At 50.7% G+C, this 24,049-nt stretch carries 23 protein-coding genes and 1 pseudogene; 14 read left to right on the top strand and 10 right to left on the bottom strand.

What is annotated here, in order from left to right:
• Window positions 1-273: 273 nt before the first annotated feature.
• Entirely contained in the window at window positions 274-1,167 is an 894-nt protein-coding gene (gene sucD / locus C8E01_RS18140) for a succinate--CoA ligase subunit alpha (RefSeq protein ID WP_116544879.1), read from the bottom strand.
• 224 nt (window positions 1,168-1,391) lie between these two features.
• On the opposite strand from sucD, the pseudogene C8E01_RS18145 reads away from it, so the two are divergent.
• Window positions 1,392-2,375 (top strand): annotated as a pseudogene (locus C8E01_RS18145) (PLP-dependent cysteine synthase family protein); the annotation flags it as partial.
• Window positions 2,376-2,546: 171 nt separating this feature from the next.
• Complete coding sequence (locus C8E01_RS18150) at window positions 2,547-2,984, top strand: response regulator (protein ID WP_116544881.1); 438 nt, start codon at window positions 2,547-2,549, stop codon at window positions 2,982-2,984.
• A 174-nt stretch (window positions 2,985-3,158) separates the two neighbouring features.
• Here C8E01_RS18150 and C8E01_RS18155 read toward each other — a convergent pair whose 3' ends face one another.
• Together C8E01_RS18155 and ade are read right to left on the bottom strand one after the other, a co-directional pair.
• The gene (locus C8E01_RS18155; protein WP_116544882.1) at window positions 3,159-4,004 is read right to left on the bottom strand and encodes a sulfite exporter TauE/SafE family protein; all 846 of its coding nucleotides are present in this window, start codon (window positions 4,002-4,004) and stop codon (window positions 3,159-3,161) included.
• A gap of 50 nt (window positions 4,005-4,054) precedes the next feature.
• Window positions 4,055-5,689, bottom strand: a complete 1,635-nt coding sequence (gene ade, locus C8E01_RS18160; RefSeq protein ID WP_116544883.1) for an adenine deaminase — start codon at window positions 5,687-5,689, stop codon at window positions 4,055-4,057.
• Window positions 5,690-5,948: 259 nt separating this feature from the next.
• On the opposite strand from ade, the gene cmk reads away from it, so the two are divergent.
• From cmk to C8E01_RS18180, 4 genes are all read left to right on the top strand, one after another.
• Window positions 5,949-6,650 carry a (d)CMP kinase gene (gene cmk, locus C8E01_RS18165; RefSeq protein ID WP_116544884.1) on the top strand — a complete coding sequence of 234 codons (702 nt, stop codon included), beginning with the start codon at window positions 5,949-5,951 and terminating at the stop codon, window positions 6,648-6,650.
• 12 nt (window positions 6,651-6,662) lie between these two features.
• Entirely contained in the window at window positions 6,663-7,547 is an 885-nt protein-coding gene (locus C8E01_RS18170; RefSeq protein ID WP_116544885.1) for a 4-hydroxy-3-methylbut-2-enyl diphosphate reductase, read from the top strand.
• 87 nt (window positions 7,548-7,634) lie between these two features.
• The gene (locus tag C8E01_RS18175; protein WP_116544918.1) at window positions 7,635-8,177 is read left to right on the top strand and encodes a DUF502 domain-containing protein; all 543 of its coding nucleotides are present in this window, start codon (window positions 7,635-7,637) and stop codon (window positions 8,175-8,177) included.
• Between the two features lie 131 nt (window positions 8,178-8,308).
• Window positions 8,309-9,130 carry an alpha/beta fold hydrolase gene (locus tag C8E01_RS18180; RefSeq protein ID WP_116544886.1) on the top strand — a complete coding sequence of 274 codons (822 nt, stop codon included), beginning with the start codon at window positions 8,309-8,311 and terminating at the stop codon, window positions 9,128-9,130.
• Here the strand turns inward: C8E01_RS18180 and C8E01_RS21735 are convergent.
• Entirely contained in the window at window positions 9,123-9,266 is a 144-nt protein-coding gene (locus C8E01_RS21735; RefSeq protein ID WP_165820685.1) for a hypothetical protein, read from the bottom strand. The genes C8E01_RS18180 and C8E01_RS21735 overlap by 8 nt on opposite strands.
• A gap of 805 nt (window positions 9,267-10,071) precedes the next feature.
• On the opposite strand from C8E01_RS21735, the gene C8E01_RS18190 reads away from it, so the two are divergent.
• The 3 genes from C8E01_RS18190 to C8E01_RS18200 are packed head-to-tail and all read left to right on the top strand — an operon-like array spanning window position 10,072 to window position 12,408.
• Window positions 10,072-10,557: an ATP-dependent zinc protease family protein gene (locus C8E01_RS18190; protein ID WP_116544888.1), complete on the top strand. Its 486-nt coding sequence runs from the start codon at window positions 10,072-10,074 to the stop codon at window positions 10,555-10,557.
• Window positions 10,558-10,562: 5 nt separating this feature from the next.
• Window positions 10,563-11,465 carry a 30S ribosomal protein S6--L-glutamate ligase gene (gene rimK / locus C8E01_RS18195; RefSeq protein ID WP_116544889.1) on the top strand — a complete coding sequence of 301 codons (903 nt, stop codon included), beginning with the start codon at window positions 10,563-10,565 and terminating at the stop codon, window positions 11,463-11,465.
• A gap of 1 nt (window position 11,466) precedes the next feature.
• Window positions 11,467-12,408 (top strand): succinylglutamate desuccinylase/aspartoacylase family protein, encoded by a 942-nt coding sequence (locus tag C8E01_RS18200; protein WP_116544890.1) that lies wholly within the window; start codon window positions 11,467-11,469, stop codon window positions 12,406-12,408.
• Between the two features lie 72 nt (window positions 12,409-12,480).
• On the opposite strand, the gene C8E01_RS18205 is transcribed toward C8E01_RS18200, so the two are convergent.
• The 6 genes from C8E01_RS18205 to C8E01_RS18230 form a co-directional block, all read right to left on the bottom strand.
• On the bottom strand, window positions 12,481-12,981 hold the full coding sequence (locus C8E01_RS18205; RefSeq protein WP_116544891.1) for a hypothetical protein: 501 nt from the start codon (window positions 12,979-12,981) through the stop codon (window positions 12,481-12,483).
• A gap of 114 nt (window positions 12,982-13,095) precedes the next feature.
• Window positions 13,096-13,875, bottom strand: a complete 780-nt coding sequence (locus C8E01_RS18210; protein ID WP_116544892.1) for an SAM-dependent methyltransferase — start codon at window positions 13,873-13,875, stop codon at window positions 13,096-13,098.
• Between the two features lie 53 nt (window positions 13,876-13,928).
• Window positions 13,929-14,594, bottom strand: a complete 666-nt coding sequence (locus C8E01_RS18215; protein ID WP_116544893.1) for an oxidoreductase — start codon at window positions 14,592-14,594, stop codon at window positions 13,929-13,931.
• 145 nt (window positions 14,595-14,739) lie between these two features.
• Complete coding sequence (locus C8E01_RS18220; protein WP_243409680.1) at window positions 14,740-15,696, bottom strand: CvfB family protein; 957 nt, start codon at window positions 15,694-15,696, stop codon at window positions 14,740-14,742.
• Window positions 15,697-15,800: 104 nt separating this feature from the next.
• On the bottom strand, window positions 15,801-16,415 hold the full coding sequence (locus C8E01_RS18225) for a Dps family protein (protein ID WP_116544895.1): 615 nt from the start codon (window positions 16,413-16,415) through the stop codon (window positions 15,801-15,803).
• A gap of 63 nt (window positions 16,416-16,478) precedes the next feature.
• Window positions 16,479-18,335, bottom strand: coding sequence for a BamA/TamA family outer membrane protein (locus C8E01_RS18230; RefSeq protein ID WP_243409684.1), 1,857 nt, complete (start codon window positions 18,333-18,335; stop codon window positions 16,479-16,481).
• A 273-nt stretch (window positions 18,336-18,608) separates the two neighbouring features.
• On the opposite strand from C8E01_RS18230, the gene C8E01_RS18235 reads away from it, so the two are divergent.
• The 5 genes from C8E01_RS18235 to C8E01_RS18250 all read left to right on the top strand — a co-directional run bounded on the left by C8E01_RS18235 (window position 18,609) and on the right by C8E01_RS18250 (window position 24,049).
• Entirely contained in the window at window positions 18,609-19,874 is a 1,266-nt protein-coding gene (locus tag C8E01_RS18235) for a putative DNA modification/repair radical SAM protein (RefSeq protein WP_116544896.1), read from the top strand.
• A gap of 98 nt (window positions 19,875-19,972) precedes the next feature.
• Window positions 19,973-20,116 carry a hypothetical protein gene (locus C8E01_RS21740; protein WP_165820686.1) on the top strand — a complete coding sequence of 48 codons (144 nt, stop codon included), beginning with the start codon at window positions 19,973-19,975 and terminating at the stop codon, window positions 20,114-20,116.
• A 17-nt stretch (window positions 20,117-20,133) separates the two neighbouring features.
• Window positions 20,134-20,913 (top strand): TIGR03915 family putative DNA repair protein, encoded by a 780-nt coding sequence (locus C8E01_RS18240; RefSeq protein WP_116544897.1) that lies wholly within the window; start codon window positions 20,134-20,136, stop codon window positions 20,911-20,913.
• A gap of 218 nt (window positions 20,914-21,131) precedes the next feature.
• Complete coding sequence (locus C8E01_RS18245; protein WP_243409685.1) at window positions 21,132-21,500, top strand: hypothetical protein; 369 nt, start codon at window positions 21,132-21,134, stop codon at window positions 21,498-21,500.
• Between the two features lie 506 nt (window positions 21,501-22,006).
• Window positions 22,007-24,049: a DUF3857 domain-containing protein gene (locus C8E01_RS18250; RefSeq protein WP_116544898.1), complete on the top strand. Its 2,043-nt coding sequence runs from the start codon at window positions 22,007-22,009 to the stop codon at window positions 24,047-24,049.

A 24,049-nucleotide genomic window follows, 5' to 3' on the forward strand; every position in this document is an offset into this window, starting at 1 on the left:
CACAAAATGACGCTCCACTGTTTGAGCGTTCAGCGAGTTTGGAGCGTCTTGACTTTTTTGCTTACTTTTTGTGTCAAGACAAAAAGTGAGGCCCGCCCGGCCAGGGCAAGCTATAAGACAGCATAGGTTGCTGTACTTTTGACAGCTGTAGATACGCCAATAGGTAAAGGTATAGGATTATCCGCTACTAGCACCCCATAAAGCAAAACAGGCTGCTTCGTCAGAAGCAGCCTGTTTCTATCAGTATACCTGTTAGCAGGTATAGGAATCAAATTAAGCGTTGATCATGCCGGCTTTCTGCAGTACTTCTACCATCGTAGCACCGATCTCGGCAGGAGAGTCTACCACATGGATACCGTTCTCGCGCATGATCTTCATTTTAGCAGCAGCTGTATCGTCAGCACCACCCACGATAGCACCTGCGTGACCCATACGGCGACCAGCTGGAGCTGTCTGGCCAGCGATGAAACCAACTACCGGCTTCTTGTTACCAGTCTCGCTGATGTACTGGGCAGCCATGGCCTCGTAGTTACCACCAATCTCACCGATCATCACGATCGCGTCCGTCTCAGGGTCTTCCATCAGCAGCTGTACGGCGTCTTTCGTAGGCGTACCAATGATCGGGTCACCACCAATACCGATAGCCGTGGAGATACCCAGGCCAGCCTTCACAATCTGGTCTGCAGCTTCGTAAGTCAACGTACCTGACTTAGACACGATACCGATACGACCTGGCTTGAACACGAAACCTGGCATGATGCCCACCTTCGCCTCACCTGGCGTGATCACACCCGGGCAGTTTGGACCGATCAGGGTCACGTCTTTGCCTTTCAGGTAGTTTTTGGCCACCACCATGTCTTTCACAGGAATGCCTTCCGTGATCGCAACGATTACTTTGATGCCCGCGTCAGCAGCTTCCATGATCGCGTCAGCAGCGAAAGCCGGTGGCACGAAGATGATAGAAACATCGGCTCCCGTTCTCTTCACAGCGTCTTCCACTGTGTTGAAAACTGGTAGGTCCAGGTGATTGTTGCCACCTTTGCCTGGGGTAACACCACCCACTACGTTGGTGCCGTACTCGATCATCTGAGAGGCGTGAAAAGAACCTTCGGAGCCCGTGAAGCCCTGTACGATCACTTTCGAATCTTTATTTACTAAAACACTCATGTGTATCTTATTAAGTTGATGAATGATGGTCAAAATTAAGGTAGTGCAAAAATAGCCTTTTTTGTGGCGCTTCCAAAAAATAGTTAAAGCTAATATAGGCGCTAAAACAGCCCGGCGGAACGGGAACTGGTATACCTTCTGTTATACCGGTGGCAAGGTGCTATACCTGTTAAGTATAATTTTAATTACGTACCTTTGCACCCGTATCTCAAAAAAGCACTTAAATGAAATACCTGAATCATATTACCGAGGCAATCGGTAACACACCCTTAGTAAAGCTTAACAACGTAACCAAAGGCATTAAACCGACGGTATTGGCCAAGGTGGAGTACATGAACCCGGGCAACTCCGTAAAGGATCGCATGGCGATCAGAATGATCGAGGATGCTGAGAAAGCCGGTATCCTGAAGCCGGGTGGTACGATCATTGAAGGCACTTCCGGCAACACTGGTATGGGCCTGGCATTGGCCGCTATCGCCAAGGGGTACAAGTGTATTTTTACGCTGGCCGACAAGCAAAGCAAAGAAAAAATGGACATCCTGCGTGCCGTAGGAGCTGAGGTGCGTGTGTGCCCAACGAACGTAGCACCTGACCATCCGGATTCGTACTACTCGGTGGCCAAGCGCCTGAACGAAGAGATACCAAACTCGTTCTATCCAAACCAGTATGATAACATGTCGAACTGGGCGGCGCACTACGAGTCTACAGGCCCGGAGATCTGGGAGCAGACGGAAGGGAAAGTAACCCACTTTATCACGGGCGTTGGCACAGGTGGTACGGTAACGGGCATCTCCCGCTACTTAAAAGAGAAAAACCCGAACGTGGTTACCGTAGGCATTGATACCTATGGCTCCGTGTTCAAGAAATATAAGGAAACCGGTATTTTCGACGAAAACGAAATTTACTCTTACGCTACCGAAGGAATAGGCGAGGACATCCTGCCAAAGAATGTGGACTTTGATGTGATCGACACTTTTGTGAAGGTAACTGACAAAGACGGTGCTGTGATGACACGCAGACTTGCCAAAGAAGAAGGCTTGTTTGTAGGCTGGTCATGCGGAACTGCCGTATACGGTGCACTGGAATACGCCCGCGAAAACAATCTGACGGAGGATGATGTAATTGTAGTGTTGTTGCCCGACCATGGTACCCGTTACCTGGGCAAAATCTACAACGACGAGTGGATGCGCTCACAGGGCTACATCGACTAATTAAGCTGGGCGTAACTAAATTGGATGCCTGTAATTTGTTTGAGGCATCCAACTTGTGTACCTTAGTACTGCAGTAAATACCTGGGATTAAATGCAAAGCAACTAAATTCAGAAAGGTTAGCTTGAAATATACGGCTTGCGTAAATACAGGCCGGGGATAGTTTAGCTATGAAAAAAATATCAGGCGTTCTTCTTATAGATGACGACGACACCACAAATTTCCTGAACCAGCGTTTGCTTGAGCGAATGCAGGTAACAGACAATATCCGCACGTTTGTGAACGGCAAACAGGCATTCGACTACTTGTACAATGTGAGCAACAACAACTATGAGCAGACGGATGAAAACTATTTTCAGCCGGAACTGATTTTCCTGGATATCAGCATGCCGGTGATGGATGGATTCGAAATGCTGGACCTGTATGAACGGCTGAACCCTGAGTTCCGGAAAAACATAGTACTGGCCGTACTGACTACCTCTACGCATCCACAGGATACGGATGCCGCCCAGAAGTATTCGGCTGAATATCTTACCAAACCGCTCACGGCAGAGAAGGTAAAGAATCTGATCAACAAGCATTTTAGCTCCGCCAATCAGGAGGCTTAAAAACTGCAGGTATAAAAACGAGCCGATGCGCTGACTCCATCATGAGCAGCACATCGGCTCGTTTCATTTTATCAAGACTGAGGCAAGTTACCCGCATGCTAGACAACATGCTCCTCAGGGAAGTGCCTGAAGAGGAGCAGGAATGGGCTACCGTATGTTTGGGCTGCGCTATACCTAGAACGAGAAGCCGAAATTGGATTTGATCAGCAGGTTCAGAAGCACGCCTGCGCCGGCCAGCAGCAATCCGACTCCGATCAGCTTTTCGAGGTCCTGCATTTTGCCCTGCCGCTTCTTCAGTATGTTGCCACCAACCGCCCCAATAGCGAAGGCTGCCATTAGCGGAAGGCTGCGGGTCCAGATCACGTTGCCAAGCAGGTAGTGGCTGATAAACCCGGTGAAGCTGGTAATCACCAAAATGAAAAGCGAGGTGGAAGTGGCGATTTGTGGCGGTATACGGAACAGCTTAATCATCATAGGGGTCTGCAGAAAGCCACCGCCTATACCGAACAGGCCTGCAATGATGCCCGAAGCAAAACCAAAGACCGATACCAGGCCCCCGTTCAGGCGATAGGCAATGTGCTTGGCCCTGTTTTTCCGGATAAACGAAGTGGGAACGCGCCGGATGCGGTACATCATACCGGAATGCCGCTGGATCTTTTCTTTCTCCTGAGGCTTCACCATAAAAAAGCCCACTGTGAGCACGAAAAGCGCAAAGATGACCTGCAACTCTGTGACCGGCAGAAAGGCCACCATAAAAGCGCCCAGCACTGTGCCGGCCACCGCTGGAAACTGAATCAACGAACCCACGAGGTAGTCGATGCTGCGGTCGCGAAGGTTGAAAACGGAGGCAATAATGGAGGCCGGCACCAACGCCGACATGGTCGCACCGATGGCGATTTCGATGTTGTAGCCGAAGAAGATGATCAGGATCGGCACCATGAACACACCTCCCCCGAAACCGATGATGGTGCCAAACCCACTCACGAGCGCACCCACAACAAAAATGATAAATTCCTCCATTTGCTAAGCCCCGCGGGGCCGTGGTATTATACCTTTTTCTGCAAGGTACACTATTCAGCTACAGGTACGAATTTAAAGTCATCACCGTTAAACAATCCTTTGTCACTGAGCTTGAGCGAAGGTATAACGAGCAATGCCATGAACGAGAGCGTCATAAAAGGGGAGGCCAGTTTGCTGCCCATTTCCTTGCTCATGCGGTCGATGGCCGAATAAGCCTGAGCCACTTCATAACCATCGGCCGCCGACATGATACCCGCTACCGGCAGCGGCAGCAGTTGTTCGTTCTCGCCGTCTACCGCAGCCACGCCACCCTTAGCGCTTATGATCAGGTTCACGGCGCGGGCGATGCTTTCGTCGTCCACACCTACGGCAATGACGTTGTGCGAATCGTGGCCTACGGAGGAGGCGATGGCACCGCGGCTTAAACCTACGTTCTTGATGAAGGCCACAGCCGGCTCGGCATTCGCATACCTGTTCACGACGGTTATTTTGAGCACATCCTGCGCCACATCCGATTCGATATGCCCTCCCTTGATCTTTGGCTCGGCCCATACCTGGTGCGTGATCAGCTGCCCGTCAAACGCCTCAATCACACGTATTTTGCTGGCCTTGTCGGCTGGTAACCGGAACTGGGCCGGTGTTTTAGGTTCGGTGTTGAAGTTGTTTATTTCTTCGCTTGGCGTGAAGGTGATCTTCGATTTACCGCTTTCCGCCACCAGTTCCCCATTGATGTAGGTTGCCTGTATGCTGAAGTCTTCGAGGTTGTTCACCACGATGAAGTCAGCCGGGTCACCTTCGCGGAGCAGGCCTACTTCCAGCTTGTAATGCTCGACCGGATTGAGGCAGGCGGCACGCAGCACATGAAACAGGTCGTGGCCCTTGGCGAGCGCCCGCTTCACGAGCAGATTCAGGTGGCCTTCCACCAGGTTGTCAGGGTGCTTGTCGTCGGAGCAGAACATGATCATCTCCGGGTAATCGGCAAGCAGAGGTATAAGCGCCTCGAAGTTCTTGGCGGCGCTGCCTTCGCGGATCAGGATCTTCATACCCACGGCCAGCTTGTCGAGCGCCTCCTCGGCCGTGAAGCACTCGTGGTCGGTCGTGATACCAGCCGATGCGTATAACGCTGCCTGCTCGCCACGCAGGCCAGGTGCGTGACCGTCCACAGCCCTGCCATACTTCTTGGCAAGCTCAATTTTCTCCATCACCACAGGGTCGCGGTGCAGCACGCCGGGCCAGTTCATCATCTCGGCCAGGTACTTGATCTCGTCGCGCTGAAACAAGGTTTCGATGTCGGCGGCCGTTATCTCAGCACCGGCTGTTTCGAAAGGAGTGGCGGGTACGCAGGAGGGGGCCCCGAAATAGAACTTAAAGGGTACTTTTTTCCCGTTCTCAATCATGTACTCCACGCCTTTTATACCCAGCACATTGCCAATCTCGTGCGGGTCCGATACCGTGGCCACAGTACCATGTGGCACAGCCAGCCGGGCAAATTCGGAGGGCACCAGCATGGAGCTTTCCACGTGCACATGGGCATCCACAAAGCCCGGCAAAATATAACTGGAAGAGGAGGAAGCCTCACGAACTATTTTAGAAATGCGGCCGTTTGACACATGGACCGTTCCCTCAAAAATCTCTTGCTGGTGCAGGTTTATGATGCGTCCGCTTACGGTATAGGAGCTATGCATGGATAGGACTGTCTTGTTGATATAAAATGCCCGCTGATGGGGATTGAACCCGTAAATTACTTTATATTTGCGTTAAATTAAGTCGTTTTGAGAAAGATAATTTCATACATACTACTGGCGGGATTTCTGGCAACTGGCCCTTTGGCGAGCTGCACGACCAAAACACCGCAACAGAAAAAGACGGCCTCCTACATGAAAAAGAGCAAGAAAGGCAATTTGCCCTGCCCTTGCGATTCGAACTAATTCCTGACAGCTTACCATGAAAAAAATTGTAATCGCCATAGATGGCTACTCCTCGTGCGGGAAAAGTACAACGGCCAAACTGGTGGCTGCCGAACTGGGCTACGCTTATATCGATACCGGGGCAATGTACCGGGCGGTTACGCTTTATTTTCTGGACCATCACGTCAGTCTCACCAACCCAAAGGAGGTAAAAGACGCGCTGGATAACATAGACATCACGTTTCACTATAACCCAAAGGCCAAAAGAAACGAAGTATTCCTCAATGGGCTGAATGTGGAAGATGAAATCCGCAAGATGTACATCTCCAACCAGGTGAGTGAGGTGAGTGTGGTAAAGGAAGTGCGCCGTGCCATGGTAGCCCAGCAGCAGAAAATGGGCCGGAAACGCGGCGTGGTGATGGATGGTCGCGACATTGGAACGGCTGTGTTCCCGGATGCCGAGGTGAAGATCTTTATGACGGCCGACGTGGATACCCGTGCCCGCCGACGCCAGGACGAGTTGCTGGCCAAAAAGCAGTTAGTGAACCTCGGTGAGATCAAGGAAAACCTGCAAAAGCGCGACCTGATCGACTCGACCAGAGCCGAGAGTCCGTTACGCCGTGCAGACGATGCTTTTTTGCTGGACACTTCGCACATGACCATCGACGAGCAGGTAGAGTTTGTACTAAACAAGGTAACTTCCCGTATCTTCAACGGTGACTATGCCTTACAGGAATAGAGGAAAGTAGAAATGAACGTAACGATAGACAAAAATTCGGGTTATTGCTTCGGTGTGGAATTCGCCATTCAGATGGCGGAGGATGAGATGGAGAACTGCGAAGAGCTCTATTGCCTGGGCGATATCGTGCACAACAGCATGGAAGTGAAGCGCCTCTACAAAAAGGGACTTCGCATCATTGACCGGGAGCAACTCAAAGAATTGCGTGACACCAAAGTGCTGATCAGGGCGCACGGCGAGCCGCCGGAAACCTATAAGACAGCCTTAGAGAACAATATCGAATTGATAGACGCGTCCTGCCCGGTGGTGCTCAAACTCCAGAACCGTGTAAAGCACGCTTTCGATGCTGACAAAACCAAAGGTGGCCAGATCGTGATTTACGGTCAGGTAGGCCATGCCGAGGTAATTGGACTAGCAGGCCAGACCGGTGATGAGGCGATTATCGTAACCACAGAGGAGGATCTGGATAAGATCGACTTTTCACGCCCGGTTACCCTTTTCAGCCAGACGACCAAAAGCACGAAAGGCTTTTACCACATCAAGTCGCTTATTGAAGAGCGTATCCAACAGGCCAACCAGGACAGCACCGCTTTCAACGCCAACGACAGCATCTGCCGTCAGGTGTCGAACCGCGAACCGCAACTGACCAGGTTCTCAACGGAGCACGATGTGATCATTTTTGTAAGCGGCAAGAAGAGCTCGAACGGCAAAGCGCTCTACAGCGTGTGCAAGCAGCACAACCCGAACAGTTACTTTGTGGAGAACGAGGAGGAGTTGGAGAAAGAGTGGTTTGCCAATGCCGCGAGCGTAGGAATATGCGGCGCCACGTCTACGCCGATGTGGCTGATGCAACAGGTAGCAGACAGCATCAAAAAATTTGACCTGGAAACAGTATAGGTATAACACTATACTACAAAATAGTGGCTTTTTAGCTACATTTAGGCTTTGCATCGGCAAGGCCTATTTTTTTATGTATCAACCAACATGACACGCATCTTACGCTATTTCCTGAACGGACTTCTGATTGTGGCTCCCTTCACCATCACAGTATGGATTGTGGTGGCAATCATCGATTGGCTGAACAGCCTGTTCGACTTGGGTATACCTGGGCTGGGTATAGGATTGATGTTCGTGTTGCTCACCTTGATCGGTTTTATCAGCTCGTCTTTCTTCGTAAAACCCTTCATTGTGATCACGGGGCGCTGGTTTAACAAAGTGCCGCTGGTGGGCATCGTCTACTCCAGCATCAAAGACCTGTTCGATGCCTTCGTGGGCGACAACCAGAAGTTTAACAAGCCGGTGATGGTAAAGATGTCGGAGGACTCAGAGAACCTGAAATTTGGTTTTGTGACACAGGATACTTTCAGTGCTTTGAACGTGGAAGACCGCGTCGCCGTGTATTTCCCGCACTCTTACAACTTTTCAGGAGAGCTCTTTGTGGTGCCCAAGCACAATGTCGTATACCTTGATCTGCCAAGCAGTGACGTGATGAAATTCATTGTGTCGGGCGGTGTATCGAAGCTGTAAAAACACGCAGCTATGCCTTCTATCTTCCGGAAATATACTATAGGTTAAACTATCCCCAAATTTAAGGCCTTTTATGCATCTTATTTGTATGCATGCCGAATAAGTATAAGAGAAGAACATCTCGTGCAAGAATGCCATACATCATACACAACGGAACGAAGCTGCACTACAGGGTGCTGGGGCAAGGCACACAGCCTATGCTTGCCTTTCATGGCTATGGGCAGAGCAGTGCCTACTACCAACCCATGGGCCAGGCGCTGGGGGGCGACTATACCATCTACGCTTTCGACCTGTTCTTTCACGCACAGAGCACGCTGCACAAGGACAACATGCCGCTCGACAAGGATTTTCTGCAGGAGCTGATCGGCTTATTCCTGGCAAAGGAAAAGATAGACCACTTCTCGCTGATGGGCTTCAGCATGGGCGGCAAATTTGCTTTGACTTTGGTAGAGCGCTTCCCTGAACGCATCGACGAGCTTTTCCTGATTGCACCGGACGGAATCAAAACCAGCTTCTGGTACAACATCGCTACCTATCCGGGTTGGCTGCAGCAGCTCTTCAAGCGCACGGTGCTCAAGCCGGAGCCTTTCTTCAGACTGCTCAACGTGCTTAACAGGTATAACATGATCCACAAAAGCCTCGTGCGTTTCGCCCGTTTTCAAATGGACAGCACAGAAAAGCGCCTGCGGGTATACCGCAGCTGGATCGGCTTCCGCGAACTCAACTTTGATATCCGGGAAATCGTGCGGCTCCTCAACCACAAACAGGTGCCGGTTACAATGTTCCTTGGTGAGTTCGATCAAATCATCTCCCCTAAACGAGTGAGTGTGTTCATAAAGGCTCTGCACAAAGGGGAGTTAGTAGTGCTAAAAGCAGGACATTCGCATTTGCTGCAGGAAGTAGCGGAGTTGCTGCATGTAAAAAGAACGCAGTCTATACCTCCGGTTAAGTAGTAATAAAGGCTGCTGGTATAACGGGCATGGCGCGAGCGTCTTCGCTCGTGTCTACTATGGTGGGGCCTCTCGCCCAGGTATAGCTGATTATACCTTGTGTTGTAGCAACTGCTGTTGCAGGTATAGCAATCTGCATTGCTCTGTAGCTTCGCCTGTGCGGCGGGCACTCACTTTTTTCTCCCGAATCAAGTTCGGGATCTTCGACTTGACAAAAAAGTAAGTGGAACATCCCGAATACTTTTGGGGCAAAAAAATCAAGACGATTTTAAACTCGCTGACCGCTCGTGACAGGGGGACCCCTTCACCCCCAACACAAAATCTTCGTTTATGCACCTGGCAGAGGTGATTTGCTTCGTAGCTGGCGTGCAAGGATGTCATGCTAAACCTGCCAGTGGCGTGTAACAGTAGCTATGGCACTTATACTTGACACTGGCAATGGCTGGTAAGTCCCCCCTTCGAAGGGGGCAGGGGGATGACAATTGTGCACATGAAACTGCAGCTACGACGCCTATACCTAAGAATTGGCAGCAACAGGCTCCCCTCCTTAGACAAGGAGGGGTAGGGGTGGTTGGACCCGGTATTGCAATGGAACCGCTGTATCTACTCAGCTCATACCTGTGATTCGGTAGTGGCAGAATATTCCCCTCTGGGGGTAGGGGCCCTCTATAAAGAGTGGGGCAGGGGCGTGTTATAGCGATAGCCTGATCTCCCTTAAACCAAAATCCTTCCAGGATGACAGGTGGGAAAGCAGTAGTCGATAGTCCCCCTTGGGGGTAGGGGCCCTCGACAAAGAAGGGGGCTAGGGGAGGTAATCATCCACGAAAATCCTGCAAATCCTTTAATCCTGTAAATCCTGATTCGGACAAATTAATCCTCCCCAATCCTGAAAATCATAATCCCGATTCGTCGTACGTAAAGCAGAATGCTTAAATTGGCCTTTAATGAAAGAGGAGAACTTAAAGAAGCCCAAATCAGAGAAAAAGATCATCGGCCGGCGTGAGATGGTGGCCTTTCCGGAATTGGATATCGATGAGATAGAGGCTAAAATTGACACGGGTGCCTATACCTCGGCCATCCATTGTTCGGATATTCACGAGGAAACCCGGCCCGACGGAACTAAAGTCATCTCACTGGACTTATTAGACCCATCGCACCCGCAGTACAATCACAAAAAACTGACCTTTGCTGACTATAGTCTGCGCGATATCCGTAACTCGTTTGGAGATGTGCAGGAGCGCTACGTCATCAAAACCCGTATCAAGGTGTTCGACGAGTTGATCGAGGCGGAGTTCTCGCTTTCGGACCGCAGCGACATGAAATACCCTGTGCTGATTGGCCGCAAATTGCTCAAGGGCCGCTTTATTGTAGACGTTTCACGTAAGAACGTCTCACTCAAATTCAATAACAAACAAAAGAAGAATAAATAGTTTTTATGAAGATAGCGATTCTCTCTCGCAACCCTAAGTTGTATTCTACCCGCCGCCTGGTGGAGGCCGCACAGCAACGCGGTCACGAAGCCGTGGTACTCGACCACCTGCGCTGCGACCTTGTGATTGAGCAGGGCGACCCGCACATCCTCTACAAGGGAGAACGCTTAACCGATATCGACGCGATCATTCCGCGCATCGGTGCTTCGGTTACCTTCTACGGCACGGCCGTGGTGCGTCAGTTTGAGATGATGAAAGTAAAGAGCGCCGTGGATTCCCAGAGCATCGTGCGCTCCCGCGATAAACTGCGCAGCAGCCAGATCCTCTCCCGTGCTGGGCTGGGTATGCCGAAGACCGCCTTTACCAATTACTCCAAAGAAACCTCTATGCTGGTGAAGGAAGTGGGCGGCGCGCCATTGGTGATCAAACTGCTGGAAGGAACGCAAGGCCTGGGCGTGGTGTTGGCCGAAACCAAAAAGGCCGCCGAGTCGGTGATTGAGGCGTTTCACAACCTGAAGGCCCGTATTATTGTGCAGGAATTCATAGCCGAGGCGGCAGGCGCTGACATCCGTGCTTTTGTGGTGAACGGCGAAGTAGTGGGAGCCATGAAGCGACAGGGTAAGGAAGGAGAGTTCCGCTCTAATCTGCACCGCGGCGGCAATGCCAGTCTGATCAAATTGAGCCGGCAGGAGAAGGCCGCCGCTTTGCTGGCTGCCAAGTCGCTCGGACTGGGTATAGCCGGTGTGGACATGCTGCAATCGAAGCGCGGGCCGCTGATTCTGGAAGTGAACTCCTCGCCAGGTTTACAAGGTATAGAGAAGGCGACCAACAAGGATATCGCTGTGAAAATAATTGAGTACGTGGAAGGGCTGGTACAGAAGAAGGCCTCCAAGAGAGTGAAAGAATAGCATGCCCGAAACCATTAAGATCAACGGTGTAAGTATAGACCGTGGAGAAAAAGTACTCACGCGACTCGTAATCTCCAAACTGCCTAGCGGCACTGTCATCGATATACCTGTTTATGTATTCCGCTCGGTGCACGACGGGCCGGTGCTCTTGCTGATGGCCGGCATGCATGGCGACGAGGTGAACGGCACAGAGATCATCCGCCGCATGATCACCAAAAAGATGCTCTATCCGCTTAGGGGAACCATCATAGCGGTGCCCATCCTGAACATTTATGGCTTCCTGAACTTTTCGCGGGACGTACCAGATGGTAAGGATGTGAACCGAAGTTTCCCTGGAAACAGAGAGGGCTCGCTGGCCAGTCGCGTGGCGCATCGTTTTATGAAGGAAGTGATGCCCTACATTGACTATGGCGTAGACTTCCATACAGGCGGTTCGAGCCGGGGCAACTACCCGCAGATACGCTGTGTGCTGGCCGAGCATAAAAACCAACAACTGGCCGAGGCCTTTGCGGCGCCTTTCACGCTGAATGCCTCTTACCGGCAGGGTTCGCTTCGGAAAGAGGCTGCTAAGCTGGGTAAGCATATCTTGGTATATGAAACAGGTGAGTCGCTGCGTTTCGACGAGCGAGGTATAGCGACAGGTATAGACGGTACTCTGCGCCTGATGCACCATCTGGGCATGGGCACTTCCTCTCCTGCTCCCACAGAGCCAACCACCATTTGCATGAAGGATATTTGGGTGCGAGCCAAAAATGCAGGCCTGTTCCGCAGCCTTGTGCAGGAAGGAGGCCATGTAAAGAAAGGACAGGTGATGGGTACGATCACGGACCCGTACGGCGAGATGGAGGTGCGCCTGAACGCCCCAGCGACCGGTTATGTGGTGGGAATCAATAACATGCCTGTTGTAAACCAGGGGGATGCCCTGATGCACATTGCCTTTTAAGGTATAGCTCAAAAACGCAAGAGCCCGCTACTGAAAAGTAGCGGGCTCTTTTTATATAAAGCTTTTCAGCTGTTAGAATACGTAGCGCACGTGCAGGGCAGAATCCCAGAAACCACGGCCATGCGGGATATTGATGAACGGCTTAATGTCAGCACCGATTGTGAAGGGAATGTCACGGATGTAGTACTCAAGACCCAGCACAGCGTCAAGACCAAAACCTACTACGTTGTCGTCATAGTATCTTTTGCGTCTGTCGTCGTCATAGTAATAATAGTAACGACCTTCGTAAAAACCTACGTGACCGCCCAGACCATAGTACCACTGTAGACCTTTGGCGTTAAAGGCTTGCGCATGTTTCTCATAAAGTACTGTCACTACGGCACCTCTGTGGCGGAAACCAGTGCTCAGGATACCTTCAATAGCGGCATCACTCTTAATAAAGTGTTTGATAGTGAGACCAGAAGCAATACCGCCTCTAAATCCTATACCTGTTTTGTACTCCTGTGCATTGGCACCGAAAGCAAGCGTCATCACCAAAGCCAAGGTAAACCCGACGCGAAGAAATGTTTTCATTGTTTTATTAAAAAAGTTATATCCAGCTTGCCAGACAGGTACGTCCAGCTGGCAGGCTGCAAAAATAGAACTTCTTCCGTTGCAAAAAACTAATATTTACTTTTTTCGCAAATTTTAACCTGACTGTTTGTACGATTGCAGATAGGCCGTCTTGGATGTTCGACGTCCAATTAGCTTGAAAAACGTAATAAACTTGTCTTTATCAAGCTCCAGTGCCCTTGCAAACGCATCTTCCTCCTCTGAGTTTTGATAGTCTTTCATGTACTGCTCGCGCACCAGCCCGGCTTCTGTTAGTTCTGCAGCAGCCTCTATTTCCACTAACCCCGTTTTCTCCCAGAGCCTGCGCCACCAATCGATGGTGTGAATAAAATACCAATAATTCTGATAATCCTTTTGTAAGAATTCGGGTACCTGGTTGTGGCTTTCGATTTCTTTTGTGAAGCACACGTCCACAATGGCGATGTGTCCTTCTGGCTTGATGAAGCGAGCAATGTAAGGCAGGTACTTCTCGTCGGTGCCAAAATAGGTATAGGAATCCACCACGATCACGGCGTCAAAGTACTCCTCGGGGAAAGGGAGGGAACGGGCCTCCATCTCAAGCGGAAATACCTTGTCTTCGCAGCCCTCACTCCGGATGCGCTCGTAATTGTCGCTGGCGGACACGGCCTCGTCGACGGCCCAGACGGTAACCCCAAACTCTTTAGCCAGAAAAATGGAGCTGATGGCTTTGCCGCAACCCAGGTCGAGCACCCGCATGCCGGGTTTCAGGTCCAGAGACTTAGTAAGGCTCTCCAGGTTAAAGAGCACGTTTTCGCCCATGGAGTGCTTGCGTACCCACTCCGGGTCATACTGTGATGCTTTCGGAAAGGCGCGGCGCAGGCTTTTGTTTGGCATAGGTATAATAGGTATAAGATGCCTTGGAGCTTACGCGTCAGGTATAGGCAGGGTTAGTGGCCCAGCCGCTCTATTTCGTCAGACAGGTATACCTTGTCGGTTTTCAGGTCTTGCGAAGCCACCCGCAGCATGGCGCTTGCCACCGTCTCAGCCTGGATGGGCCGGTATTTGCGCAAAGGTCCGAACATGATCCTGGAAAGTGGCTTCATGATTCTGGCCCCGATCTCCTCGCCGGTGCGGTGCTCGTCTCGCTCACCCAACAGGAGCGAAGGCCTGAAAATGTGCAGCGACTGAAAGCCCAACGCCTGCACGTCCCGCTCCATTTCGCCTTTCACGCGGTTGTAGAAAACGCGTGAACCGGCATCAGCGCCCATCGACGAAACCACAAGGAACTGATTGGCGTTGCGGCGCAGTGTGATCTCTGCCAGTTGCGTGACGTAGGTATGGTCTACTTTGTAGAAGGCCTCCTTAGTGCCTGCTTTTTTGATGGTGGTGCCCAGGCAGCAGAACACGTCGTCGGCAGCCAGTTCGGAGGCGCTTTTCTTGAGGTTATCAAAGTCAACGATTTGCTGGTCGAGCTTGGGGTGTATGATGGCGAGTTCGCGGCGGCCAGCGGAAATCACCTGGCTGTAACGGTCGCTTTGGAGTAGCATACGCAGCAGGTGACTGCCAACCAGGCCGCTGGCGCCAGCAATCAGTGCGGTTCGGGTTCGGTGCATGGAGGTTTGCGTTTCGCTGAATTACGTGAATGCCTGCCACCTGGGTTGGCAAATGCGGTTCTTTCCTGTAAATAATCCAGTTAGGGCTATTTTTGTTTGGCAATCAGCCTCCAGCACACCTTTAAGCTATAGGCGACAGTCCGGACTACTCGTCGCATTTCAGTCGGATGTGGTCTGTATCGATCTCAATCTTACCCTCTTTGTATAGTCCGCCGATGGCTTTTTTGAACACCTTTTTGCTCATGCCCAGCATACGGTATACCTCGTCCGGGCTACTCTTGTCGGACAGGGGCAGATAACCTTTGGCTGCCTCCAATACCTCCATTACTTTGTCAGCCGCCTCATTGGATTCGCTCAGGCCGGTGGTGCCGGGCTTGCGGAGTGTCACGTCGATTTTATTGTCCGGTCGGATCGTTTTGATATACCCGCGCACCTTGTCACCCATGTACAACTCCTTGAACACTTCGTTCTTGTAGAGCATGCCCATGTAGCGGTTATTGATGATCACCTTGATGCCGATCTCGGTAAAGCCTGCTACCAGCAAATCCACCTCTTCGTTTTCGGTCAGCTCGTTAGGCGCTTCGTCGTTGTGCAGGTACTTGCCCAATTTGGTAGTGCCCACAATGCGGTCGGATGTCTCGTCGAGGTATACATACACGCAGTACTTGCGGCCGGGGCGCATTTTGTCTTTTTGGTTGTGCAGCGGAACCAGCAGGTCTTTCTCCAGTCCCCAGTCCAGGAAAGCACCGAAGTCGGTGCTGTCTTTGCACATCAGGCAGGCAAACTCACGCACGGTGGCATGTGGTGTGAGGTTGGTGGCAATCACACGGTCTTCGGAGTCGCGGTACACGAACACGCGTACTTTGTCGCCTACCTTGGCTCCCTCCGGAATGTACTTGCGGGGCAGCAGAATGTCGCCGTCTTCAGAGGTCAGGTACATGCCGAAGTCTACTTCGCGTGCTATCTCCAGTTCGTTGTAATGGCCGAGGTCTACCATAATAGAGTATTGTGTTAGGTATAGAATGCTGCAAATATAGCGAAACCATTTCAGGTATAGCCCTCCGGTTCCGGCTGTTCCCCTTATACCTGTGCGATGGGGCAAAAGGATACAAAAAGGTATAGAGGCAATGGTTAGTCTTTTTCCGAATAAAAAAACAGGCAGCCCGAATGGACTGCCTGTTCGGTAAGGTATAGCGAGGCTATGTTTTAGGCCTTTACCTTCTTCGTGGATTTGGCTTTGCCGTTCTGGCCTTTGGCTGGCTGATCGTCTTCCTCCATGATGTCATCCGGACTGGCGATCAGGCCGATGGACAGGCCGTCTTCACCCAGGAAGTGCTCGATGTGGTGGCAACGGTCCTCCGTCTTGAGCAGGATGCCCTCCAACAGTGCCTTGGTCGCGAAGTCTTCCTGCTCAAAGGCTTTCTTGATGGATTTGCGCAGCTCCAGCACGATCGTCTTTTCGTCCTCCATGTCTTTTTTAAGCATCTCGCGAATGCGGAAAACGCCTTCTTCTTCGTGTGCGATATAAGAAAGTTCCAGCTGTTTGGCCGGATGGCAGGTAGGGCAGTAGCCCATCACAGTGAGCCGCTCGGCGATGGCGTCGTACTGCTCGTGGATCTGGGTATAGTGCTCCTCAAAGAACAGGTGCAGATCGCGGAACTGCGGTCCCTCCACCATCCAGTGGTGCTTGTGGTACTGGTTATAGAGGGTGATGAACGACGACAGATGACGGTCCAGTTCGTTGGCCATTGCTGTTGCAGTAGTCTTAGACAGCCCAACCGGGTTGCCTTCATATTCTGATTTTTCTCTTAGCTTTTCCATGTTCAGGGTTTGTTGAAATACTCTAACTGTGTACCCCGATCAGCCTAAAAGGATACAGAAATTTTACCTGAACTCGGCTATGCCCGGCTGTGTGAAGCGAAAGTCCTCGAAGTCGTAGTACGAGCGCGACGACTCGTAAATGCGCAGGTTGTTGAAGCTCTCATTAGCCGGGATTTTGGGATAGTAGCCCACTAAGATTTGTATAGTGCTGAATGACAGGAACTCATTGCGGAAGCGTATACCTACCCCAAAACCCGGGTAAGGCTTGCTTTTAAAAGGCGAGCTTTTGTTGCCATACGAGAGCCAGGCCACATCGGCAAAGGCAAGGGTGGCGAGTCGGAAGCCGAAAAGCGAGAAGGGCGTGTAGAGGTTGGCTTCGTAGTTAATGACCACGCGGCGGTTACCTCTGAGTAAACCGGATCGAAAGCCGCGCAGGCCGTCTTCGTTGTTGATGGAGAGCAGTTCCTCCGGATTCCGGTTAATGCCGATGGTGCTGCGCCCCAGAATGAAGTGGCGCAGTTTCCAGTTGCCGTTTTCGTAAAGCCGAGTGAAGTACATTGACTCCAGTTCCAGCATACCCTGTTCCCAGTTGCCATTTTTTATAAAGGAGCCATACCCGGCCCGGCTATAGAGGTAACCAAAGTCCTTGTTATAGCGGGCAAAGGAGAGGTCCAGCCCAAAGTAACGGCGATCGAAAAGGTCGCCCCGCTCATAGCCGTACGAGATGGAAGCCAGCGTGCCGGCGGGTACGTCCTCTGTTCGTCCAAAGCCATACAGGTAGCGGTCTTTGTAGTAGCGGCGCACGCTATAGCCCACACTGGCGATGCCCAGTATGTTGTCCTGAAAATTTTCGGTGGGCCTGGTATGGAAGTTCGTGTTGATTACCCGCAGTGCCGTGATCAGTCGGCCGCGCGGCTCAAAACCCAGGTTGTAGCTCTTGAACTTAAAGGAGCGGCCCAGCCACACATCCTGCCGATGATAACCAAGATCCGCAAAGCGCTGAATGGTGTCCTCTGGCACAGGTGGCAACAGAATTCGCTCGTCGATCTTGCTGGCCCCGACGGCGCCGGCATAGCGGGTGTTGGTGGCGAAGAAGTCGCGGCGCAGGAAGGCGCTGCGCTCTTTGTAATAATTCTGATCGAAGTAGTTGATGTCAGCTGTAATATAGGTGTTGCCGATGTTCTCCACGGTATAGCCAGCCGTGGTTTCCCAGGAGCGGGGCGCATTCATGTTGAAGCGGTAAGAGCCACGGATCTGGTGGCCGAGCCCCAGAAAGTTGAGCTCCCGCAAAGCCACCCTGCCCGCGCCCGACGAGGGGCTGTAGGAGCCGGATCCTCCCAGGCTAAAGATGTCTTTGGTGATTACCAGCACGTCTACACTGTCTTCGGTGGTGGTGCGTTCGTCCACAATGATGCGGGCATCGAGCAAATAGTCTGTCTGTCGCAAGAGACGCTCCGACTCGACCAGAGCCAGCGGTTCCAAAGGCTCCATCCGCTCAAAAAGCAGTTTGTTCCGCACCAAGTGCCGACGGGTTTTCATGTGCAGTGAGTTGCCGGCCTTTTCCAGAAAGCTGCGCGGCACGCGGGTGGTGTCATGTATGGAGTAGCCCAAGGCATCCAGGGTCATAATTTGGATGTTGCGCACTACTTTGTAGTTGTGCCGCTCGTACTCGCGCTGAATCAACTCTGCATCCAGTCCCAATACCTCTTCGTCCTTCCGATCAAAGACCAGGATCGCTTTAAGCATCTTGCCCATGATGGTTTTGCGCTGCGAGATCTCCCGCAGGTTGTTCATCACGCGCTCATCAAACTTTTGCCTGATGGTATCAGTTGGTGCTGCAAGACTATCCTTTCGGGTGGGTATCTCCTGTGCTTGCACATTGCCAGCTAATAGCCATGCCCCCAGCAGACAAGCTAACATACAGCATAGAATGGGCGAACGAAGGAATGCCATAGGAAGTATAGGGGCGCTTACAATCAGTTGTACGTGTTTGTGCGGTACAACCTCCTAATATACTCTTTTCAGGTTTATGTGGAAAATTTAAGCTGGAAATCCTGAAAAGGCCGTATGCTAATTGTATTAGTAATTTTTAGATGTGGATAGTGTGTTGATAACTATTGTTGCTAATATTTTTGGGGTTTGTGCTAAGGATTTTGTAATTTTATAACCGTCAAGCAGATAGAAGAAGCAAAGATGAACGATAAGATAATAGGTAAACTAAAAATATTAGCAGATGCTGCCAAATACGATGTTTCCTGTTCGTCTAGCGGGGGAAAGCGCAAGAACGAGAACAAGGGGCTGGGCAATGCGGAAGGCATGGGCATTTGCCACAGCTATACCGAAGACGGTCGTTGTGTGTCGCTGCTCAAAATCTTGCTAACCAATTTCTGCATCTACGACTGTGCCTACTGCGTGACGCGCAAAAGCAACGACGTGCAGCGTACGGCTTTTACAGTGCAGGAGGTGGTGGATTTGACCATCAACTTTTACCGCCGCAATTACATTGAGGGACTGTTCCTGAGCTCAGGTATCTTCAAGAATGCTGACTATACCATGGAGCGACTGGTGCGTGTGGCGAAAAAGCTACGGCAGGAAGAGAAGTTCAATGGTTACATTCACCTCAAAACCATACCGGGTGCGAGCGACGAGTTGATAAAAGAAGCGGGGCTATATGCCGACCGCCTGAGCGTGAACATTGAGCTGCCTTCGGAGCAGAGTTTGCAGAGTCTGGCGCCGGAGAAAAACTACAGTGAGATCCTGTTGCCAATGGATTCGATCAAGAACCAACTGGTGCAGGCGAAAGAAGAAAGCAAGCTGTTCAAGACGACACCGAAGTTCGTGCCAGCCGGGCAGAGCACGCAGCTGATCGTGGGGGCAACGGCCGAGAGCGACCGTCAGATTTTGCAGCTGTCGGACCAGCTTTACAAAGGGTATAACCTGAAGCGGGTGTATTACTCGGGTTATGTTCCGGTGAGCACCGATAGCAGGTTGTCGATCATTTCGGAGCCGCCGATCATACGGGAGAACCGCATCTACCAGGCCGACTGGCTAATGCGCTTCTATGGCTTTGACGTGAAAGAGATACTCGACGAGGCTAACCCGAACCTGGATCTGGACATAGATCCGAAACTGGGCTGGGCGCTGCGCAACCGCCATTTCTTTCCGGTGGAGATTAATACCGCCGACTACGAAATGATCCTGCGTGTGCCGGGCATCGGGGTGAAGTCGGCTAAGAAAATTATATCAGCCCGGCGGTTTGCGCCGCTGCACTTTGAACATCTGCGCCAGATGGGCGTGGTGCTGAAGCGGGCCAAGTATTTTATCACCTGCCAGACCAAAAGCCTGCAGCGGCAGGACTTTGACTCAGAGCAACTGCGCCGCCGCATTTTATTTGGTGAAGGCTCCGTTCGAAGTGCCTTGCTTACGCAGCAGTTGGACTTGTTCCGGCAGGTAGGCTAGTAATATTAAAACGTGACATGGAAGAGGGGCGAGAAGTGCATCATACAGATTTGTGTAACCAAAAAGATCATACATCATTTCAAACCATTCATAAGACAATGAGAAATTCTACTAAAGTTGCCCGTGTTTCTTGCCACTGCAAACTCAACATGCTGGTGCCGCACCTGAAGAGCCTTTCTTCCAGAATGCAAACCGACAGCAAGCGCGACAAAGCCCGCGTAAACTCAAGCACGAAACAGTAGTCAGCATACCTTTGCCAATGTACTCCTATACCTACGACGGTTCCTTCGAGGGGCTGCTGACGGTGGTGTTTGAGGCCTATGAGCGCAAAGCCTGGCCTACCGCCATCGAGCCCGCGCAGTTGGCACAGCCTTCTATGTTCGGCGAAACCGTGCAGGTGGTGACAGACGAGGGCAAAGCCAACCGGGTATGGCAAGGCTTGAAGAAGCGTTTGTCAGCTTCGGCGCTGGAGTCGCTGTACTATACCTACTTGTGGGAGCAGAGCGGTTTCGAGCGGCTGATCTTCGACTATGCCCGCCTGGTGTTTGACTCGCCAGAGAGTGTGGAAGGAAACTATACGGCTCCCTTTATTTTGCAGGTACAGCAGATCCATAAGCAGGTGCACCGTGAGAAGCACAGGATGGAAGCCTTTGTGCGTTTTCAGAAAACGGCTGATGGCCTGTACTATGCCAGCATCTCACCTGACTTCAACGTGCTTCCCCTGATTGTGCGCCACTTCGAGAAGCGTTATGCTGACCAGCGCTGGGCTATTTATGATTCATCGCGTCGGTATGGGGCATATTATGATTTAAAGCACACGAGCTTTGTTCAATTGGAGAATCCTGCTCTTACGCCAAGGCAGCGGGGCAAACTGAGCGCAGAACAATACGACGAAAACGAAACCCGGTACCAAATGCTCTGGCAGGTATACTTTGACCATGTTAACATACCGGAGCGCAAGAACCCCAAACTGCACATGCGCCACATACCAAAGCGCTATTGGAAATACCTATCCGAAAAACAGCCAAGATTGCAGTAAAAAAAACAGCGTTGGTAACTGGCTGTTTTTCAGGCTAGTTTCATAACAGAGGCTATACTTTTACGTGCCTCCCTGATATTTTTCGCAACACAGGACAACCCGAACGCCCATTTCGGAGTATAAGTGTATATAGATATTTTATGAAACCTATTCAGCTGGAGCCCACTGCACAAAGTAGCGGGTGTAGTCCGCTGTTCTTCATTATCTAAAAAAGCACAATGAATACACGCGTACGTAAAAAACTCATTCAAGTAGCCCGCGGTCGCGCTCACCTGATGTCATTCCAAAATCTGATACTGGAAGCCGAATTGGGCCTTAATCTCGAGAACACTTACGAGAAAGCACAACTTAACGACGTAATCGACGAAATTTCTGAAGCGGAACATGCAGCGGGGCGCCCCCTGTTGAGTTCGCTCGTTCGCATCAAAGGCCGCCAAAACCAGGGGGACAGTTTTTTTAAGCTATGTGAACGCCTCGGCTATGGCGATTGGAAAAGCCTGAAACGGGACCAGGAATTTTTAGAGAAGCAGCGCGAAACATGCCGCGAATTCTGGCAAAACAGCAATAATTTCACATCCTACCTGTAATACGATGCAAAGAGGCAGGCCTGCCTTCACTCCCTGGGTCTGTTTCTTTGCAGATTTCACCCTTGTACACGAACTGGTAGCAGGGCCATGATTAATTTCATGGCCCTGCTTTTTTTTAATCGTGCACACAACTCGATTCACTGTATGCAAGAGCAAATTTATACTTTGCTTCCATAATGCATTTCCTGTCCTATTTGCTCGAATTGCATCAAATTTGAACTGAGCGAATCCTGCCTCCTTTGATTAATAATATTGATTTTTTGTACTGTAAAGCCGTTCAGGTTGAATATAAATCATACGATATGTATACATAAGCCTGAATTATAAGACTGTAATAGTTGAATATCAATACAAAATTTTGTTTTAGTATTGACAATATAGAAGAATATTGTTTCTTTTATACATTGGTCTGTTGAACTACTTTATAAATGATACCGCCATTTTATGAAGTCTTTTGTGCACGCTGAAACTTCATAACATATCATATAACCATTTTTCAACAGCCTATGAAATTACAAACTTCTACTCTATTCTATACCTTCCTTTTTATCTTAAGCGCAGGGCTCTGTCAGGTCCATGCACAGGACTTGCCAGCCAAGTTCGGAAAGGTAGATGATGAAGCGCTAAAGATGCGCGTGTATGAGCAGGACACAAGTGCCGCGGCAGTCGTGCTATCAGACTATGGATACTCTTACTTTACCTACAGCAAAGGCTTTAAAGTCGTGTTTGAACGCCATACCCGTATCAAGATTCTGAAGAAATCAGGGTATGATGCGGCTAATATCTCAGTACCTTATTACCAGCGCAACTCCAAGAAGGAAACTGTTTACAGCATCAAAGGCTATACCTACAACCAGGAAGATGGCAAGGTGACAAAAGACAAACTGGAGTCGAAAGCGATATTTGATGAGCAGACAAACGAAAACTGGTTTGCCAAAAAGTTTACGATGCCAAATGTCAAGGAAGGCTCTGTGATTGAGTATTCTTATACGATCACCTCTGACTTTCTGTACAACCTGCGCGAGTGGGAGTTTCAGAGTACCATTCCGGTGGCTTACAGCGAGTACAATGCGCGCATTCCAGAGTATTTCTATTACAAACAGGAGCAGCAGGGCTACCTGCGATTTGACGAGTCGACCAATACCAAATCCAGAGATCGCTTCACCATTACCTGGTCATCGGAAGTGACGCCCGGTATGGGAGGAGGGCGCACACCAGGTGGTTCCAGCCAGGTGGAGGCAACCAGTGACGTATACCGTTGGGTGATCAGAAACGCGCCTGCGCTGCGTCCGGAGAAATACATCACTACACTGCGCGACTATCAGGCCAAAATTGATTTTGAGCTACAGACCGTAAAATACCCGAACGAACTGCCTCAGGTAATGACCGGCAATTGGGAAGATGTTACAAAGGATTTGCTAATAGCGGATCGCTTTGGTGCCCAACTTAACCGCAAAGGCTTCTTTAAAGCAGAGATAGCCGCAATCACGGCCAAGCACACTGAGCCTGAGCAGCAGATGATTGCTATTCACAACCTCGTAAAGCGTAGTGTGAAGTGGAATAACAAGTACGGCATTTACACGACCGGCACGCTACGCAAAGCTTTTGACAATAAAACAGGCAGTGCGGCTGAAGTGAACCTAATGCTGACCGCCATGCTGCAGGATGCTGGTCTGGAAGCCGGCCCAGTACTGGTAAGCACCAGAGAGCACGGCCGTGTGCCGCAGGGGTCTCCGATGCTCAACAAGTTTAACTACGTAATCGCCCACGTGAAACTGGGTGATAAGGAATACCTGCTGGATGCTACTGACCCGCTACTGCCTGCTGGCATGCTGCCGGTGCGTTGCCTGAATGGTCAGGGGCGCCTCATCAAGAAAGATGACCAGCGCTGGGTAACGCTCAAGCCAACCGGTAAACTCACCAAGTATTTTAACGGCGAACTTACCATCAATCCAAACGGTGGACTAACCGGGAAGGTAACGGAATCGAGTACTGGGTATGATGCTCTTAGCCTTCGTAGGACGATACTGGAGGACGGGCAGGATAAATATGGCGAAAAAATAAGCAAGGAGATCGGCAACTATAAAGTAGAGAAGCCAGAGTTCCAAAATGTAGAGGATCTCAACCAGGCCCTCAATATCAATTACAACTTATCAGCTAGTGGCAACGGACAGCCAGTTGATGTTATCTACCTGAACCCGATGCTGGGCAAGGGCGAAACAGAAAACCCTTTCAAACTAGAGGAGCGTCTGTACCCGGTTGACATTGCAGTTCCCATCGACTATACCTACGTGGCCAAGTTTGTGATACCGGATGGCTACGAAGTAGAAGAATCCCCTAAGGGCGCCATTATTTCACTGCCTGAAGATGGCGGTAAGTTCATGTACATTGTGCAGCGAGAGGGAAATGTGCTGCAGATCATGAGTAAAATAAACATGCTCAAGCCCGTGTACTTCGCTCCTGAGTACCCCTACCTGAAAGAATTCTACAGCCAGATTGTGGCCAAGCACGCCGAGCAGATCGTGTTGAAAAAAGTGTCATCCAATTAA

It is taken from the genome of Pontibacter virosus (assembly GCF_003096355.1).
Classification (GTDB): Bacteria; Bacteroidota; Bacteroidia; order Cytophagales; family Hymenobacteraceae; genus Pontibacter; species Pontibacter virosus.